The following is a 14,552-nucleotide window of genomic DNA, read 5'->3' on the forward strand; positions in this document are numbered from 1 at the left end:
AAGGGGCGGAGAGGAGATCTCGATGACGCGCCTTGCACCCCGCACTGAGGTGGTAGCGAACCCGGTTCCTGTCAGCGCCGCGGAGCGTTTCGGTATCATCGAAAGACCCGAGCTTGCCTTCACGCCGGCAGTCGCGCGCGAGACCGAGCATCTCTACGACAAGGTGAAGGATTTCATCCCGGCGATCGAGTGGCCGGTCTATGCGCCCTACGTTCACGCCATCAACCGGCTGAAAAAGGAGCGCAATGCGGTCATTCTCGCACACAACTATCAGACGCCCGACATCTTCCACTGCGTCGCCGATATCGTCGGCGATTCGCTGCAGCTTGCGCGCGACGCCACAAAGGTCGATGCCGAGATCATCATTCAGTGCGGCGTGCACTTCATGGCGGAAACCTCGAAGTTGCTGAACCCGGAAAAGACGGTTCTGATCCCCGACGCCAAGGCCGGCTGTTCGCTGTCGGAATCGATCACCGGTGCCGACGTGCGCCTCTTGAAGCAGCGCTATCCGGGCGTTCCGGTCGTGACCTACGTCAACACATCGGCCGACGTGAAGGCCGAGACCGACATCTGCTGCACCTCGTCGAACGTGCTCGATGTCGTCGAGAGCCTGGAATCCGACACGGTGCTCTGCATCCCGGACGAATATCTGGCGATGAACGTCGCGCGCCAGACCAACAAGAAGATCCTGACCTGGAAGGGTCACTGCGAGGTGCATGAGCGCTTCACCGCCGCCGAACTGCTTGCCTACAAGGAAGCCAACCCGGGCATCGAGATCATCGGTCATCCGGAATGCCACCCGGATGTGATTGCCGTCTGCGACTTCGCCGGTTCGACGTCGGGCATGATCAACTATGTCAAGGACAACCGCCCGTCGAAGGTGCTGCTCGTCACCGAATGCTCGATGGCGTCGAACATCCAGGCCGAGGTCGAGGGCGTCGAATTCGTCAAGCCCTGCAACCTCTGTCCGCACATGAAGCGCATCACGCTGCCGAAGATCCTCGACAGCCTGCTCACCATGACGGAGGAGGTTCTCGTCGACCCCGTGATCGCCGATCGCGCCCGCCTGGCGGTCGAACGCATGGTGAATCTCAAGCAGTAACAATTTCTGCCGGGTGATGTTCATCCGGATGCAGGCATGCGCATTGGAGGAGAACGAACCATGCTGACCGACCATTTTCGCCCGCAATCCTTCAACGGGATTGACGATATCGTCATCGTCGGCGGCGGCTTGGCCGGGCTGTTCTGTGCGCTGAAGCTGAGCCCGAGGCCGGTAACGATCCTTGCTGCCGCACCGATCGGCCATGGCGCTTCCTCGGCCTGGGCGCAGGGCGGTATCGCCGCGGCCATGAGCCCCGGCGACACCTTCGAGAAGCATGTCGCCGACACGCTCACCGCCGGTGCCGGCATCGTCGACGAGAAGATGACGCGGATGATGGTGGCCGAAGGTCCGGCGCGCATTCACGATCTCCTGGAATATGGCGTGCCGTTCGATCGCGACCTCGAAGGCAAGTTGCTGCTCTCGCGCGAGGCGGCGCATTCCGAACGTCGCATCGTCCGGGTCAAAGGCGACATGGCCGGCAAGGCGATCATGGAGGCGTTGATTGCCGCGGTGCGCAAGACGCCTTCAATCCGTGTAATCGAGGGTTACGTCGTGGAGGAATTGGTTCGCGAGGGCCGGTTCATCTCGGGTGTCATCGCGCGACCGGACGCGGGACAGTCGAAGAAGCGCGTATCGTTCCCGGCGCGTGCCGTCGTGCTTTGCTCCGGCGGCGTCGGCCATCTCTATGCGGTAACGACCAATCCGTGGGAGGCCTGCGGACAGGGGGTCGGGATGGCGGCGCGTGCCGGCGCGATCATCGCCGATCCGGAATTCGTGCAGTTCCACCCGACTGCGATCAACATCGGCAAGGATCCGGCGCCGCTTGCGACCGAGGCGCTTCGTGGCGACGGCGCCCATCTCTTGAATGCGGCCGGCCATCGCTTCATGCTCGATATCCACCCGGACGGCGAGCTTGCGCCGCGCGACATCGTTTCGCGCGGGGTCTTCGCCGAGGTCCAGGCAGGACGCGGCGCCTTCCTCGATTGCACCAAGGCCGTGGGCAAACACTTCCCCGAGATGTTCCCGACGGTCTATGCCTCGTGCATGGCGGCTGGTATCGATCCGGTGACGCAGCCGATCCCGGTCGTGCCGGCGGTTCACTATCATATGGGTGGTGTTCTGACGGATGCCGAAGGCCGCACCTCGATCGACGGCCTCTGGGCCGCTGGCGAGGTGACCTCGACCGGGGTGCACGGCGCCAACCGCCTCGCCTCGAACTCTCTGCTCGAGGCCGTCGTCTTCGCCGCCCGCATTGCCGAGAACATCAAGGGCACGCTGCCAGCGCCGAAGCTCACCGAATGGGGTGACAATGCCGGCGAAAACGACGACCCGGTGACCGTCGAGGACAGCCCGCAACTCAAGGTCTTGCGCCAGCTCATGAGCGACTGCGTCGGCGTGATCCGCACCCGCGCGAGCCTGCTGAAGGCAATCCGGGAGATCGCGGTGCTCGAGCGCGAGAATACCCGCATGCGCTTCACCAACATCATCACGACCGCCAAGTTGATCACCGTCGGCGCGCTTCGTCGCACCGAAAGCCGTGGCGGCCACTTCCGCGCCGATTGCCCGTCGGAGCGGCCGGAATGGCGCCGCCGCACCTATTTGACGCTCGCCGACGCCAACCGCCTGACCCAGGAACTGGCGGAAACGGAAGCGGCGTGATCTGCAGCGCCTGCGCGTCCCTCTGACGCGCACAGGTCGCCGTAGCGCTTTGAATTGCTGCATGTCGCCTTGAACCGGCTAGGGTTAAAGGCAACCTGCAGCAGGCCGGCATCTGCCGGCCGCCCATTCGATTGAACATCAGGACCCGTGACAATGACCGCAGCCCTCCGCCCCGAACTGCCCGCACTGATGATCGAGGACCAGGTGCGCGCGGCGCTGACAGAGGATCTCGGCCGTGCCGGCGACATCACCACGCTGTCGACGATCGGGCCGGAACTGACGGCAACGGCCGGCATGAACGCCCGCGATCCGGGCGTCGTTGCCGGGCTGGATCTCGCCCGGGCGGCCTTCCGCCTGGTCGACCCGTCGATCTGCTTCGAAGCGCTGGCGGCGGACGGAGACCGAGTGGCGGCTGGAACAGCCATCGCCCGCATTTCCGGTCGTGCCCGTGGTCTGCTTTCAGCCGAGCGCGTCGGGCTGAACTTCCTCATGCATCTCTCGGGCATTGCCACTTACACGGCGAAGTTCGCTGACGAAATCGCCCATACCCGCGCGAAGATCTGTTGCACCCGCAAGACCATCCCGGGGCTGCGCGCGCTTGAAAAATATGCCGTGCGCCTCGGCGGCGGTTCCAACCATCGCTATGGTCTCGATGACGCGGTGCTGATCAAGGACAACCACATCGCCGTTTCCGGCGGCGTTGCCAGCGCCATTCACGCGGCGCGGACCTATTGCGGCCATCTCGTCAAGATCGAGATCGAGGTCGATGGTCTGGACCAGATGCGTGAGGCGCTGACCGCAGCTCCCGACGTGATCCTGCTCGACAATATGGGCCCGGAACTGCTGCGCGAAGCCGTCGCCGTCAACCGGGCGCACTGGCAGCTTTCCGCCGACGCCTATGCGCTCGACCCCCGCCGCACCCGGCTCGAAGCCTCCGGCAACGTCAAGATCGATACGGTGCGCGCGATCGCCGAGAGCGGCGTCGATTATATCTCGACGTCAAAGATCACCATGGCTGCCCCGACGCTGGATGTTGGTCTCGACGTGGTGATTGAGCGGTAGTCCGCCACCGTCGGTGGGGTCAGCGCTGCATGATGAACGGGCAGACGAAACGTTGGCCGACGGTGATCTGCGTGCCGCAATCATAGCGGCAGGTTCGGAACTGTCCGTTCGAATCCTGGCTGCTGAGGTTGCAGATCGTTGTCTGCGGCTGCGAGCCGCCGAGCTGATTCTTGAAATAGTCGGGCATCTTCGGCTTCTCGTCGATCCCCGATTGCGGCGGGCTGCCGAGCAGCGACGTCAGCAGGGTCAGTGCGAGTAGCATGGGCTTACCTCAGTCGAAAATTTCGCGTCGTTCTGGCGTGAGCGCGGGCGACGAGTTTTTCGCCTCCACCCACCGCACCAACCATATCACGATCCAGCAAATGTAGGTCGCATCTCGGGATGTTTTTAAGCGCAGCGCCGCTTTTCAGCGATTGATGGCCGGCATCAGCGCCCGCCAACCTTGAGGCCTGGGGCAGGGCGCTCGTCGAGGATCTGGCGACGGAAGCGGAAGAGCGCGGCCGGCCGGCCGCCGGTGGACGAAAGCGTCATGCCCGTCGGCTCCACCAGTTCTGCACCTTCGACCAGGCGGCGGAAGTTCTGCTTGTGCAGGTGGCGGCCGGAGATCGCCTCTACAGTCGCTTGCAGGTCGGTCAGCGTGAACTCCGGCGGCATCAGCTCGAAGACGACCGGTCGGTACTTGATCTTGCCGCGCAGTCTCGCGATCGCGGTTGCCACGATGCGCCTGTGGTCATGGCGCATCGCCTGTCCGGCGGTCAGAACCTCGTGGCCGTTGCCGTGGCCGTCGATGACAGCCTCGGGCACCAGCCCGGCCTCATAAAGCAGCTCGTAGCGCTCCAGCACACGCTCTTCATCCCAGGGGAAATCGTCGAGGCCGAAGGCGAGGCGGATGCGTGCCCGGCGTTGCGCAATCGGCCCCGCCCGCTCGTCGCCGGTGGCGCCGCTCTCCCAGCGGGCAAGCCCCGGCAGGATCGCTTGATCGAGGATTGGCGGGCGGCCCTGACGCCAATCTTCCCACGGCAGGTAGCCGTACCAGTCACGCCAGTGCGCGCCGGCTTCGGCTAGCCGCTCGGTGTTTTCGGCATCGGTCCTGGTCAGCGCCAGATAGCCGACCGAGACCATGTGTTTGCCTTCTTCGCCCGGTAGCCGCTGCCGGCCGCGGTCGCCGAACGTGTAGAGCTGCTCGATGTAGCCGAGCTTCAGCGCTGTTCGCTTTTCGACGCGATCGCGCAGGCTCGTCTCGAATGTCCGGTGGAGCGCAGGGTCGAAAGGGCCGAAGGGCAGGCTGTCGCGCGCGTCGCCGTCCGCTTCGCTGACGGCGAGGATGCGCGGGCTGCGCTGGACGACGGCGACAATCGCCGCATTGAGGCCGATTTCAACGGTCGTCGGCTGCGTCTCAGTCGGCAACGGTTGCTCCCTCGACAAGAAGCGGCAGGACAAAGGGCGCGTTACCGTCCGCATCCGCACCGCGGCCGATCATGCGAACGGCGGCGATCAGCCGTCCGTTGCGCTCGAGCACCGCATCGCCGATTTCGATGAGCCGGCTGTTCGGGGTCGCGAAGGGCGAGGCTTGCCGCAGGCGCTGCACCAACTCTGCGTCGTCCTGGTCCGGTTCTGCTGCAAGCGCCGCGATGAGAGCGGCTGCGGGCGAGCGGGAAACGCCCATCCAGCAATGGACGAGCAGCGGGCGCGCGCGGTCCCATTCCTGGGCGAAGGTAATGATTTGCCGGACATGGTCTTCCTGCGGTGCCACCAGATCACCGGTGCCGGCGAAAGTGATGTCGTTCATGCCCAGTGTCAGGTGCCGCGCCTTGGTGATGATGCCCGGGCGATGAAAATCCTGGCCCTTGGCGACCAGGCTGATCATCTCCGTACAGCCGTGGCGGACGGCCATTTCGGCAATACGGGCGAGTGGGGAAACGACGATACTTGGCATGTCAGATGTCCGCTCGGGCCGGCAGGCGCTGCGCTTCCAGGACCTGGAACCGCTCCGTGAACAGCCGCTGCGCCTCGACTGCCGGCAAGGGATCGATCAGCAGCGTTTCACGGGTGATGCCGCGCGGCTGGCCGAAGAACTTGCGCGCCTCCTCCACGGAAAAGCCGGCGAGCACCGTCGCTTCGAAATAGGCGGCGACATGATCTGCTTTCTTGATGCGATCCTTCAGCTCCTTGGAGCAATGAGGCGGCAGGCCGAATCTGAGATGGATGGCACTTTCCAGACGTTTCTCCACCGACTTATAGCCGCCGCCGACCACCGCCTTGAACGGCGAGATCATGTCGCCGATCACATATTCCGGCGCGTCGTGCAGAAGGGCCAGCAGGCAGTCGTCGGCGCTGCATTTGTAGCTGCGGCGAAAGATGTCCTCGACCATCAGGCTGTGCTGCGCCACCGAGAAGGCATGGTCGCCAGCGGTCTGGCCGTTCCAGCGCGCAACGCGCGCCAGCCCATGGGCGATATCGCTGATCTCGACGTCGAGCGGTGACGGATCGAGAAGGTCCAGCCGGCGGCCGGAGAGCATGCGTTGCCAGGCGCGGGTCGTCGTCACGCGCTTGCCTCGTCGGCGCTCGTCGGGAAGGTGAGCCCGGTCCATTCGGGCAGAACCATGGTCACTGCGACGTCGCCGGCAAGCAGCGGGATCCCATTCGCCATGGCCTCGCCGGCCTTGTCGATGCGCACGATCGCAAGCGCGGACCTGCCCTGGACGGTGCCCAATGCGCCGATCACCTTGTCATTCGCGGTGATCGTCGTTCCGGTCGGGGGGAGCGCCGTTTCCGCAGAAACGATCACGACCCGGCGGCGCGGCGTGCCGCGGTGCTGCATCCGCGACACCACTTCCTGGCCGACATAGCAGCCCTTCTTGAAGGATAGGCCGCCGTTCCTGTCCAGGAGAACGTCATGCGGAAAAGCATCCTGTGGGACATAGTCGGCGCCGGAGACCGCAATGCCTGACGCAATGCGAAGCCGCTCGAGTTCTTCGACACTGGCGGTATCGCCGGCTGCGTCCCCATAGCTGCGGAAAAGCGTTATCCCGGCCTTCTCGAACCGGTGATCCCGGTAGGCACCATCAGGTGCGGCTTCGTCAAATATCACAGTGACGGCGTCGGAAGTATTGATCGACAGCTCCACCGCCGAGCGAAGCTTGTACATCGTCAAACGCTTCAGCAGCGCCTCCGCCTGGTCGCGCGCGGTTTCCAGCCGAAGGCCGTCGCCATCGCGCGAAATCATGAAGTCGAACAGGATCTTGCCCTGTGGTGTCAAAAGCGCGCCGGGACGCGCTTCGTCGGGTGCCAGCGCGTCGAGGTCGGTGGTGATCAGTCCCTGGAGAAGATCTTCTGCGTCCTTGCCGGAGACGGCGACAATCGCGCGGTCGTCGAGGCGAACTCTGGGCATCGTTCGAATCCTGCTCGGTGGGGTGGGAACCCCGCTCTAACCTACTGCATGTTTCCTTTAATCGTAGCCGATTGAAGGACAAAAACATGCAGCACTTCAAAGTGCTACAGCGACCTTTGCGCGTCAGACAAGACGCGCGGCGCTGTAGAGCATTTCCGGCAAAAATGCGTAGCAGTTTTGCGTTCGGAAATGCGTAACAACAAAGACCGATCACGACAGCAATCCCGGTCGACTCGACCTGGTACCTTCGTGATCTCTTGGCGAAGAGGTAGGATGTTCGAAGAGGATCGGCAAGCGCGGTCGCCGGCGGTCAGTCGCCGGCGATGAAGAATTTCCACTTTCCGTCCGGCATGATGCCGACGCGGTAGAAGTTGTAGCTGCCGAACTCTTCCATGTCGGCAAAGTCCCCTGCGGTGACCAGGCGGAACAGGTCGACCTTTTCCGGTGCCGTCAGCGAGGAAAGCTTCTTTTCCGCGAAATAGGGCCAGACATAGGCCTCCTGCGGCGTGCCCTTGTCGACCAGCACGAAGCCGGTCGACAGCACGTCGAGCAGGATCGCCAGAATCTCGACGCCTTCCTGGTCGCCCGAGAGGCTCTTCAGGATCGCAACCGGGTCTTCGTCGCCGGTGACACCGGTGACCTGGGTCTGGTTCGGGCCCTTGCCGAGCAGCGGGCGCAGGCGCTCGATATCGCCGGAGGCAGCCGCCTCGACGATCAGTTCGCGCATCCGCGCTACCGGCGCAGGTATCTTGGAAACGTCGGTCAGGACCTCGACGGGCCCGGCGGTCTCGGGCTCCTCGGCCGTCGGGGCCTCGTCCTTTGTGACCGTCGCTGACTTGTTGATCAGCGGATCGGGCATCGGTATTTCGAGCGGAAGCTTTTCTTCCTCTTCCGGCCCTTCCGCGATGGGTTCGGCCACGGGCGGCGTCGCCTTCTGGTCGCCGGCAGCGGGCTGCTCGGTGGGAACGGGTTGCGGCGCGCCCTGCAATTCGCTGAGAGCAAAGGCGGGAGAGAACGCTGCCTGGGTGCTCAAGGCGACACCGGCCAAAAGCAGCGTAGCGAGGCGAACCGGAAGGGTCCGGTTTGCAAGATTCCGACTCATCGGGCAGTCCTGATATTACTGAAGCGTGCGCTGGGGCGAGAATTCACCGGCGAGCACGCGCTCGCGAAGCGAATTGAGCATCGCTTCGGCACCATCTTCGCCATGGAGCCGAACGGTTTCCCGCATGGCGAGCGCAATGGCCGCATCGGCGATGATTTCCGGCTCGATACCATCCGCCATGCCGTCCGCCCAGGCCTCGCTCTGGTGTTCCAGCGCAGCCTGCATTTTCTCGTGGACGATCATGTCATCGATGTCGGTCAGGCTTGGTTCCATCATTCGTTCCATGCGACTTCCATTGTGCAAGCGGTTCATTCTTTGGCCGTCCGGCTGAACTCCAACTGAACGACCGTGACGGACTCGCCACTTCTTACCACTCTCTTAACGAACTTAGCAGCCTTTTCCCGAAACGACACGGGGTCGTGAGAAAAGAGGTTAATTTCTTGCTAATTTCCAAAGCGGGCGACGATTTCTGACGCAAGTGTTGCGCCTTCGGCACGGTATCGCTGCTCGGCGACGATCGCCGGTCCCGTGCAGGTGGTATAAACGGAGGCGAAGGTGCGATACCCACGGTTGAATGCGGCGGTCATCCTTTCGCGCCGCTTGACCTCGTCGGCCGTTTCCTTGTCGATCAATTCCTGCATCGAGCGGCGCCAGACGTCCTCGGGCTCCTTGACGCAAAGGTTCCTGAGATAATGGACGGAGCCAAGAATTTCGGAAAGTCGAATCAACCTCTGGTCGTAGGGCGTGGGTTTCTCTTCCACGACGACGGGAGCCGGGGTGGCGGCCTCGGTCGTTGCCGGTTCGTTCGACGTTGTTTTTTGCGCCGCCGCACCGGTGGCGGCTGTCAGCGCGAAACCGGCCAGGGCGAGCCGCGCAAGGATCGGGGCAGTGATCATGGCTTCATCAAGCCCGAATTGACGGCGGTTTCAAGGCCGCGGCCGGATTCCGTGCCGATGTTCGCGAGCCTTTCCACGCATTCGCGCACGCTGTCCGGGATCGGCAGGGCAAAGATTTCGGCGGGCGTGAACCAGCCAAGCCCGGCGGCATCGTCACTGGCAACGGCAACCGCATCGGCGCTCGCCTCCGCTCTGAAGACCGAAAGCAGGAAATGGCGCCCTTCCGATTCCTCGCCGGGGAGGTCGTAGGTTTCAAAGAGCACGGGATTGCGCGCTTTGATGCCGGTCTCTTCCCAAAGCTCGCGCAGTGCTGTTTCAGCCGGCGTCTCGCCGGGTTCCGCCCGTCCGCCGGGAAAGGCGTACATGTCGGCCGACGGCGGGTTGGCCCGCCTTACGAGCAGGTAACGGCCGCCGCGTTCGAGAATGACGGAGGAGGCGAGTTCGGGCTTGGTCGACATTGGGGAATCAAATTGCCTCAGTAACGTTGACCCATCCTACGTGAAGTGCCACATCCGTGTCATGTGCGGACGTTTTGCGCTGACGGCGACGCCGGAAGAACTCATGGAATTGTTCGGCCTGCTGGAAAGCGAGGACTTTCCGGCGCGATTCAACATAGCGCCTACACAGCCGATCATGGTCGTCGTCGCAGGCGAGCGCGCTGAGCCCGGCAGTAACCTTCCCGAGCGCAAGGCCGTTCTCGTGCGCTGGGGTTTCATGCCGGGCTGGGTCAAGGACCCGCGTGATTTTCCGTTGCTCATCAATGCCCGCGCCGAATCGGCGATCGAAAAGGCGTCGTTTCGCGCCGCCATGCGACACCGTCGCATCCTCGTTCCGGCCTCGGGTTTCTACGAATGGCGCAGGCCGCCAAAGGGCAGCCGCGAGCCGTCGCAGGCCTATTGGGTGCGGCCGCGAAAGGGCGGCATTGTCGCCTTCGCCGGCCTGATGGAAACCTGGTCGTCAGCCGACGGTTCCGAGGTCGACACTGCTGCGATCCTCACGACGGCAGCCAATGCCTCCATCCGCCAGATCCACGACCGCATGCCCGTCGTCATCCAGCCCGAGGATTTTGCCCGTTGGCTGGATTGCAAGACGCAGGAGCCGCGCGACGTCGCCGATCTCTTCGGGCCGGTAGCGGAGGATTATTTCGAGGCAATCCCTGTCTCCGACAAGGTCAACAAGGTCGCCAATACCGGCCCGGACATCCAGGACGCGGTGACACCCAGGACGATACTGGATGTCCAGCCTAAGGGCAAAAGCAAACCGGACATGCCCGACAGCGGGCAGATGTCGCTGTTTTGAACGAACAACCCAGGGGTTAGGCGGGCCGCTTGGTCAATTTGGTCGCCGACTTTCCCTTCGCTTGCAGTGCAGCGGCGAGCACGGCCTTCAAGCCGAGCGGACGGTACTGTTCGACGAGATTGGTTGGCTTGGCGATTTCTTTGGTCTTTGCGGCTTTCACTTGCACTCACTCCTTAGATCACGATGAATTTGGGTCGGATCGACCCAAATTCATAAACGTCATCGTTTCTAATAAGTTAGAGCGGGCTGCGGGCGGAAAACCGCACGCACTTTTCCTCATCCCGCTCTGCTTTCCCGAACCGGATACATTCCGTTTTCGTCTTTCGGCGCGAAAACGATGCTCCTCCCTGTTCTCCGGAGACAGGAACCCGTGGTGCAGAACCAACTACACCGCGAATCTGTTTTCCGCATGGCGCTCCCAGATAAGCCTAATCATGACAAATCCGTGGCCGCCGATTCCGTTTCGATAGCCGACTGTGCTTGCATGCGGCTGACCTCTTGACCGAAAACGGGTGACGCGCGATAAGTGAGCGCATGAAAACGGTTATCTGCATTATCTGCCGGAAGATTATTCGCTAGCGTCACGCTGGCCTGGCCGTTTTCGTCTCCTAAAATCCAAGATGACAAACGCGCGGGCCTCCCGGGCGCCGTATTTCGACGGTTGTAAGCGTATTGGAGAATGGGAATGGGCGGAGCGCCGACATTGAAGCTGTACAACACGCTGACGCGGGAAAAGGTCGACTTCCGGCCGATCGATCCCGACAACGTCCGCATGTATGTCTGCGGCCCGACGGTCTATGACTATGCCCATATCGGCAATGCCCGGCCCGTGATCGTCTTCGACGTCTTGTTCCGGCTCCTGCGCCATGTCCATGGCGCCGAGCACGTCACCTATGTCCGCAACATCACCGACGTCGACGACAAGATCAATGCGCGTGCCCTGCGGGACTATCCGACGCTGCCGCTGAACGAAGCGATCCGACGCGTGACGGAGAAGACCGAAACCCAGTTCCTTGCGGATGCCAAGGCGCTCGGCTGCCTCGATCCGAACGTGCAGCCGCGGGCGACCGACAACATCGCGCAGATGATCGAGATCATCGAGAAGCTGATCGCCAAGGGGCACGCCTATCAGGCCGGCGGCGAGGTGCTGTTCGATACGAAGTCGATGGCCGACTATGGACAGCTTTCGAAGCGCAACCTCGACGAACAGCAGGCCGGCGCTCGCATCGCCGTGGAAGCGCACAAGAAGAACCCGGGCGACTTCGTGTTGTGGAAGCTTTCGACCGATAACGAGCCGGGCTGGGAAAGTCCTTGGGGCAGGGGCCGCCCGGGCTGGCATATCGAGTGCTCGGCCATGAGCGGACGCTATCTCGGCGAGGTCTTCGACATTCACGGCGGCGGGCTCGACCTGATCTTCCCGCACCATGAGAACGAAATCGCCCAGTCGCGTTGCGCCCACGGCACCGAGGTGATGGCGAATGTCTGGATGCACAACGGCTTCCTGCAGGTCGAAGGCCGCAAGATGTCGAAGTCGGAAGGCAACTTCGTCACCATCTACGAATTGCTGCACACCGAAAAGTTCGCCGGCCGCCAGTGGCCGGGCGAAGTGCTGAGGCTGGCCATGCTGATGACGCATTATCGCGAGCCGATCGATTTCTCGGTGAAGCGGCTGGAGGAAGCCGAACATCTGCTTTCCAAGTGGCCGGTGCCGGGCGATGCAACGGGGGAGGCTGATCCGGCGGTGGTTGCCGCACTTGCGGACGATCTCAACACCGTCGCTGCCGTTCAGGCGCTCCATGCTCTCGCCCAGAAGGCGGCGGCCGACCCCAAGCTGCTCGGCACCTTCGCCGCCAGCGCGGCCCTCATCGGCGTCGTGCCCGAGGCGGTCGAACTGGACGAAGCCGTGGTGCACGACATCGACAGCCGTGTCCGTGCGCGTCTGGAACTGCTGAAGGCGAAGAACTTCGCCGAGGCAGACAAGATCCGCGACGATCTCGTGGCGCAGGGAATCCAGCTCAAGGATGGCAAGGATCCGGCAACCGGCGAGCGTGTGACGACCTGGGATATCAAGCGGTGATCGCGAGCCCGGCGGCGCGTCGTGCCCGGTCGCATTGATCGGGATCGGACAGAGCCGTCCGGGGACGGCGGAAACGCGGAGAGCATGCATGAAAGAGGAGTTCGTGCGATGATCGACCATACGGGCATTCCGGTCGCGGATTTCGACCGGGCGCGGTCGTTCTACGACAAGGCCTTCGCTCCGCTCGGCGCCTCGCTGCTGATGATGGTGCCGGTGGAACATACCGGCGGCGTCAGGGTCGGCGGCTATGGCCGCGAACGGCCGGTCTTCTGGTTGCATGAGGTGGCTGCGACTGGCCCGGGCCGGCACTATGCGTTTTCGGCGCGGAGCCGCGCGGAAGTCGATGCCTTCTACGAAGCGGCGATGGCGGCCGGCGGGCGCGACAATGGCAAGCCGGGACTGAGGCCGCACTACCACCCCGACTACTACGGGGCCTTCGTGCTCGACCCCGACGGCAACAACATCGAAGCCGTCTGCCACGCGCCGAGCTGAGGAGGAGTTGCGATGAGTCTCGACAACAGGCCCTATTATACTGGCGGCTGCCAGTGCGGCGCGGTCCGTTTCCGTGTCGAGGGCAGGCTCGGCGACGCCTCCGTCTGCCATTGCCGCATGTGCCAGAAAGCGAGCGGCAACTTCTATATGCCGCTGGTTTCGGTTCGCGGCGCGCACGTCACCTGGACTCGCGGCGAGCCCAAGCGCTTTCAATCCTCCAACGCGGTACGGCGCGGTTTCTGCGGCGATTGCGGTACGCCGCTGACCTATGAGGCGCCGGACGGCATGGCCCTGGCGATTGCCGCCTTCGACGAACCGCAGGGCATCGTGCCGACCATCCAATGGGGCATCGAGCACAAGTTGCCCTATGTCGATCACATATCGGAATTGCCCGGTGTTGCTACGATGGAAGATCCGGACGCGGTCGAATTCCTGACCGATCTCGTTTCCTACCAGCATCCCGACCACGACACTGAAACCTGGCCCCCGGAGGAAAGACGATGAGCGAAAACGTTCGAACAGGCGGCTGCCAGTGCGGCGCAGTCCGTTTCCGTATCCGCGGGCAACTCGGTCGTCCGTCGATCTGCCATTGCCGCATGTGCCAGAAGCAATTCGGCTCGTTCTTCTCCGCGCTGGTGACGGCGCCGAAAGATGGCGTCGAATGGGTGCGGGAAGAGCCGAGCTACTTCCAGTCCTCGGTCAACATCGATCGCGGCTTCTGTCCGAAATGCGGTACGCCGATGACCTACCGGCATCCCGGCGGCCTCGAGATCGCGATCGGCACCTTTGACGATCGCACCGATCTCGCGCCGAAAATCCAGGTCAACTACGCCTCGCGCCTTCCCTGGGTCGAGACGATCTTCGAGCAGCCGGTCCTGGAGGATCCGGACTTCTATGCGCGGCAGGAAAGCATCATCTCCTTCCAGCACCCGGACCATGAAACCGATCAATGGCATCCTTCGGGAGCATTCCGGTGACCATCTCCCGCATCTATACCGGTGGATGCCAGTGTGGCGCCGTCCGCTACCGCGCCGAGGGCACGCTTGCGGATCCGCATATCTGCCATTGCCGAATGTGTCAGAAGGCGGCCGGGAACTACTTCATGCCGCTGGCGAACGTCGCGCGTGACAGTTTCGACATCACCCGCGGTCAGCCGTCCTGGTTCCGCTCGTCGCATCTGGTTCGTCGCGGCTTCTGCAGCCACTGCGGCACGCCGCTGTTTTACGACATGCCGGATGCGGGTTTCATCAATATCACGCTCGGCTCGCTCGACGATCCGGATGATGTGTTGCCCGTCTATCAGGCCGGCGTCGAGTCTCGAGTCCTCTGGTTCTCGCGGCTCGCCGGGCTGCCGGAAAAAGAGACGGACGATGGCAGCGAAGTGTCCGCCACTCGCCATCTGATCATACTGGAAACGAACCGCCAGCACCCGGACTACGACACCGTGCATTGGCCGCTGACGAAAGACTGAA

At 63.1% G+C, this 14,552-nt stretch carries 19 protein-coding genes; 9 read left to right on the forward strand and 10 right to left on the reverse strand.

The features are described 5' to 3' along the window. The first annotated feature begins 22 nt into the window (after positions 1–22). From nadA to nadC, 3 genes are all read left to right on the forward strand, one after another. Entirely contained in the window at positions 23–1,102 is a 1,080-nt protein-coding gene (gene nadA / locus BHMPCIPO_RS06615) for a quinolinate synthase NadA (protein WP_173516020.1), read from the forward strand. A gap of 60 nt (positions 1,103–1,162) precedes the next feature. Further along, complete coding sequence (locus tag BHMPCIPO_RS06620; RefSeq protein WP_173516021.1) at positions 1,163–2,761, forward strand: L-aspartate oxidase; 1,599 nt, start codon at positions 1,163–1,165, stop codon at positions 2,759–2,761. Positions 2,762–2,914: 153 nt separating this feature from the next. Beyond that, on the forward strand, positions 2,915–3,823 hold the full coding sequence (nadC, locus tag BHMPCIPO_RS06625; RefSeq protein WP_173516022.1) for a carboxylating nicotinate-nucleotide diphosphorylase: 909 nt from the start codon (positions 2,915–2,917) through the stop codon (positions 3,821–3,823). Positions 3,824–3,842: 19 nt separating this feature from the next. On the opposite strand, the gene BHMPCIPO_RS06630 is transcribed toward nadC, so the two are convergent. The 9 genes from BHMPCIPO_RS06630 to BHMPCIPO_RS06670 all read right to left on the reverse strand — a co-directional run bounded on the left by BHMPCIPO_RS06630 (position 3,843) and on the right by BHMPCIPO_RS06670 (position 9,670). Then, the gene (locus BHMPCIPO_RS06630; protein ID WP_173516023.1) at positions 3,843–4,085 is read right to left on the reverse strand and encodes a hypothetical protein; all 243 of its coding nucleotides are present in this window, start codon (positions 4,083–4,085) and stop codon (positions 3,843–3,845) included. Between the two features lie 164 nt (positions 4,086–4,249). After that, complete coding sequence (locus tag BHMPCIPO_RS06635; protein WP_173516024.1) at positions 4,250–5,284, reverse strand: NUDIX hydrolase; 1,035 nt, start codon at positions 5,282–5,284, stop codon at positions 4,250–4,252. Beyond that, the gene (locus BHMPCIPO_RS06640; RefSeq protein ID WP_173516025.1) at positions 5,220–5,759 is read right to left on the reverse strand and encodes a tyrosine phosphatase family protein; all 540 of its coding nucleotides are present in this window, start codon (positions 5,757–5,759) and stop codon (positions 5,220–5,222) included. Before BHMPCIPO_RS06640 ends, BHMPCIPO_RS06635 begins: the two co-directional genes overlap by 65 nt. Position 5,760: 1 nt before the next feature. Then, positions 5,761–6,369, reverse strand: coding sequence for a YfbR-like 5'-deoxynucleotidase (locus BHMPCIPO_RS06645; RefSeq protein ID WP_173516026.1), 609 nt, complete (start codon positions 6,367–6,369; stop codon positions 5,761–5,763). After that, complete coding sequence (ygfZ, locus tag BHMPCIPO_RS06650) at positions 6,366–7,214, reverse strand: CAF17-like 4Fe-4S cluster assembly/insertion protein YgfZ (protein ID WP_173516027.1); 849 nt, start codon at positions 7,212–7,214, stop codon at positions 6,366–6,368. Before ygfZ ends, BHMPCIPO_RS06645 begins: the two co-directional genes overlap by 4 nt. A gap of 310 nt (positions 7,215–7,524) precedes the next feature. Beyond that, positions 7,525–8,316 (reverse strand): hypothetical protein, encoded by a 792-nt coding sequence (locus BHMPCIPO_RS06655; protein WP_173516028.1) that lies wholly within the window; start codon positions 8,314–8,316, stop codon positions 7,525–7,527. A gap of 15 nt (positions 8,317–8,331) precedes the next feature. After that, complete coding sequence (locus BHMPCIPO_RS06660) at positions 8,332–8,601, reverse strand: hypothetical protein (protein ID WP_093232155.1); 270 nt, start codon at positions 8,599–8,601, stop codon at positions 8,332–8,334. 158 nt (positions 8,602–8,759) lie between these two features. Next, complete coding sequence (locus BHMPCIPO_RS06665; protein WP_173516029.1) at positions 8,760–9,212, reverse strand: TIGR02301 family protein; 453 nt, start codon at positions 9,210–9,212, stop codon at positions 8,760–8,762. Then, positions 9,209–9,670: an NUDIX hydrolase gene (locus BHMPCIPO_RS06670; protein ID WP_173516030.1), complete on the reverse strand. Its 462-nt coding sequence runs from the start codon at positions 9,668–9,670 to the stop codon at positions 9,209–9,211. Before BHMPCIPO_RS06670 ends, BHMPCIPO_RS06665 begins: the two co-directional genes overlap by 4 nt. A 61-nt stretch (positions 9,671–9,731) precedes the next feature. Here BHMPCIPO_RS06670 and BHMPCIPO_RS06675 point away from each other — a divergent pair, with 61 nt between their 5' ends. Further along, on the forward strand, positions 9,732–10,511 hold the full coding sequence (locus BHMPCIPO_RS06675; protein ID WP_173516031.1) for an SOS response-associated peptidase: 780 nt from the start codon (positions 9,732–9,734) through the stop codon (positions 10,509–10,511). Positions 10,512–10,527: 16 nt separating this feature from the next. Here BHMPCIPO_RS06675 and BHMPCIPO_RS06680 read toward each other — a convergent pair whose 3' ends face one another. Beyond that, positions 10,528–10,671, reverse strand: coding sequence for a hypothetical protein (locus BHMPCIPO_RS06680; RefSeq protein ID WP_173516032.1), 144 nt, complete (start codon positions 10,669–10,671; stop codon positions 10,528–10,530). Between the two features lie 525 nt (positions 10,672–11,196). On the opposite strand from BHMPCIPO_RS06680, the gene cysS reads away from it, so the two are divergent. The 5 genes from cysS (at position 11,197) to BHMPCIPO_RS06705 (ending at position 14,551) form a co-directional block, all read left to right on the forward strand. Next, positions 11,197–12,588 carry a cysteine--tRNA ligase gene (cysS, locus tag BHMPCIPO_RS06685; RefSeq protein WP_173516033.1) on the forward strand — a complete coding sequence of 464 codons (1,392 nt, stop codon included), beginning with the start codon at positions 11,197–11,199 and terminating at the stop codon, positions 12,586–12,588. A gap of 108 nt (positions 12,589–12,696) precedes the next feature. Continuing rightward, positions 12,697–13,080, forward strand: coding sequence for a VOC family protein (locus tag BHMPCIPO_RS06690; protein ID WP_173516034.1), 384 nt, complete (start codon positions 12,697–12,699; stop codon positions 13,078–13,080). Positions 13,081–13,092: 12 nt separating this feature from the next. After that, positions 13,093–13,584, forward strand: coding sequence for a GFA family protein (locus BHMPCIPO_RS06695; protein WP_173516035.1), 492 nt, complete (start codon positions 13,093–13,095; stop codon positions 13,582–13,584). After that, positions 13,581–14,057, forward strand: a complete 477-nt coding sequence (locus BHMPCIPO_RS06700) for a GFA family protein (protein WP_173516036.1) — start codon at positions 13,581–13,583, stop codon at positions 14,055–14,057. Before BHMPCIPO_RS06695 ends, BHMPCIPO_RS06700 begins: the two co-directional genes overlap by 4 nt. Beyond that, the gene (locus BHMPCIPO_RS06705) at positions 14,030–14,551 is read left to right on the forward strand and encodes a GFA family protein (protein ID WP_173516037.1); all 522 of its coding nucleotides are present in this window, start codon (positions 14,030–14,032) and stop codon (positions 14,549–14,551) included. Before BHMPCIPO_RS06700 ends, BHMPCIPO_RS06705 begins: the two co-directional genes overlap by 28 nt. Position 14,552 lies beyond the last annotated feature (1 nt).

This window comes from Ensifer sesbaniae (assembly GCF_013283665.1).
Classification (GTDB): Bacteria; Pseudomonadota; Alphaproteobacteria; order Rhizobiales; family Rhizobiaceae; genus Ensifer; species Ensifer sesbaniae.

Excerpts from the sequence above, each read along its gene's own strand:
- nadC (WP_173516022.1), top strand. The coding sequence starts at position 2,915 with ATGACCGCAGCCCTCCGCCCCGAACTGCCCGCACTGATGATCGAGGAC.
- BHMPCIPO_RS06640 (WP_173516025.1), bottom strand. The coding sequence starts at position 5,759 with ATGCCAAGTATCGTCGTTTCCCCACTCGCCCGTATTGCCGAAATGGCC.
- BHMPCIPO_RS06665 (WP_173516029.1), bottom strand. The coding sequence starts at position 9,212 with ATGATCACTGCCCCGATCCTTGCGCGGCTCGCCCTGGCCGGTTTCGCG.
- BHMPCIPO_RS06660 (WP_093232155.1), bottom strand. The coding sequence starts at position 8,601 with ATGGAACGAATGATGGAACCAAGCCTGACCGACATCGATGACATGATC.
- BHMPCIPO_RS06705 (WP_173516037.1), top strand. The coding sequence starts at position 14,030 with ATGGCATCCTTCGGGAGCATTCCGGTGACCATCTCCCGCATCTATACC.
- BHMPCIPO_RS06620 (WP_173516021.1), top strand. The coding sequence starts at position 1,163 with ATGCTGACCGACCATTTTCGCCCGCAATCCTTCAACGGGATTGACGAT.
- cysS (WP_173516033.1), top strand. The coding sequence starts at position 11,197 with ATGGGCGGAGCGCCGACATTGAAGCTGTACAACACGCTGACGCGGGAA.
- BHMPCIPO_RS06675 (WP_173516031.1), top strand. The coding sequence starts at position 9,732 with ATGTGCGGACGTTTTGCGCTGACGGCGACGCCGGAAGAACTCATGGAA.
- BHMPCIPO_RS06635 (WP_173516024.1), bottom strand. The coding sequence starts at position 5,284 with ATGCGGACGGTAACGCGCCCTTTGTCCTGCCGCTTCTTGTCGAGGGAG.
- BHMPCIPO_RS06700 (WP_173516036.1), top strand. The coding sequence starts at position 13,581 with ATGAGCGAAAACGTTCGAACAGGCGGCTGCCAGTGCGGCGCAGTCCGT.
- BHMPCIPO_RS06695 (WP_173516035.1), top strand. The coding sequence starts at position 13,093 with ATGAGTCTCGACAACAGGCCCTATTATACTGGCGGCTGCCAGTGCGGC.
- ygfZ (WP_173516027.1), bottom strand. The coding sequence starts at position 7,214 with ATGCCCAGAGTTCGCCTCGACGACCGCGCGATTGTCGCCGTCTCCGGC.
- BHMPCIPO_RS06670 (WP_173516030.1), bottom strand. The coding sequence starts at position 9,670 with ATGTCGACCAAGCCCGAACTCGCCTCCTCCGTCATTCTCGAACGCGGC.
- BHMPCIPO_RS06655 (WP_173516028.1), bottom strand. The coding sequence starts at position 8,316 with ATGAGTCGGAATCTTGCAAACCGGACCCTTCCGGTTCGCCTCGCTACG.
- BHMPCIPO_RS06690 (WP_173516034.1), top strand. The coding sequence starts at position 12,697 with ATGATCGACCATACGGGCATTCCGGTCGCGGATTTCGACCGGGCGCGG.
- nadA (WP_173516020.1), top strand. The coding sequence starts at position 23 with ATGACGCGCCTTGCACCCCGCACTGAGGTGGTAGCGAACCCGGTTCCT.
- BHMPCIPO_RS06630 (WP_173516023.1), bottom strand. The coding sequence starts at position 4,085 with ATGCTACTCGCACTGACCCTGCTGACGTCGCTGCTCGGCAGCCCGCCG.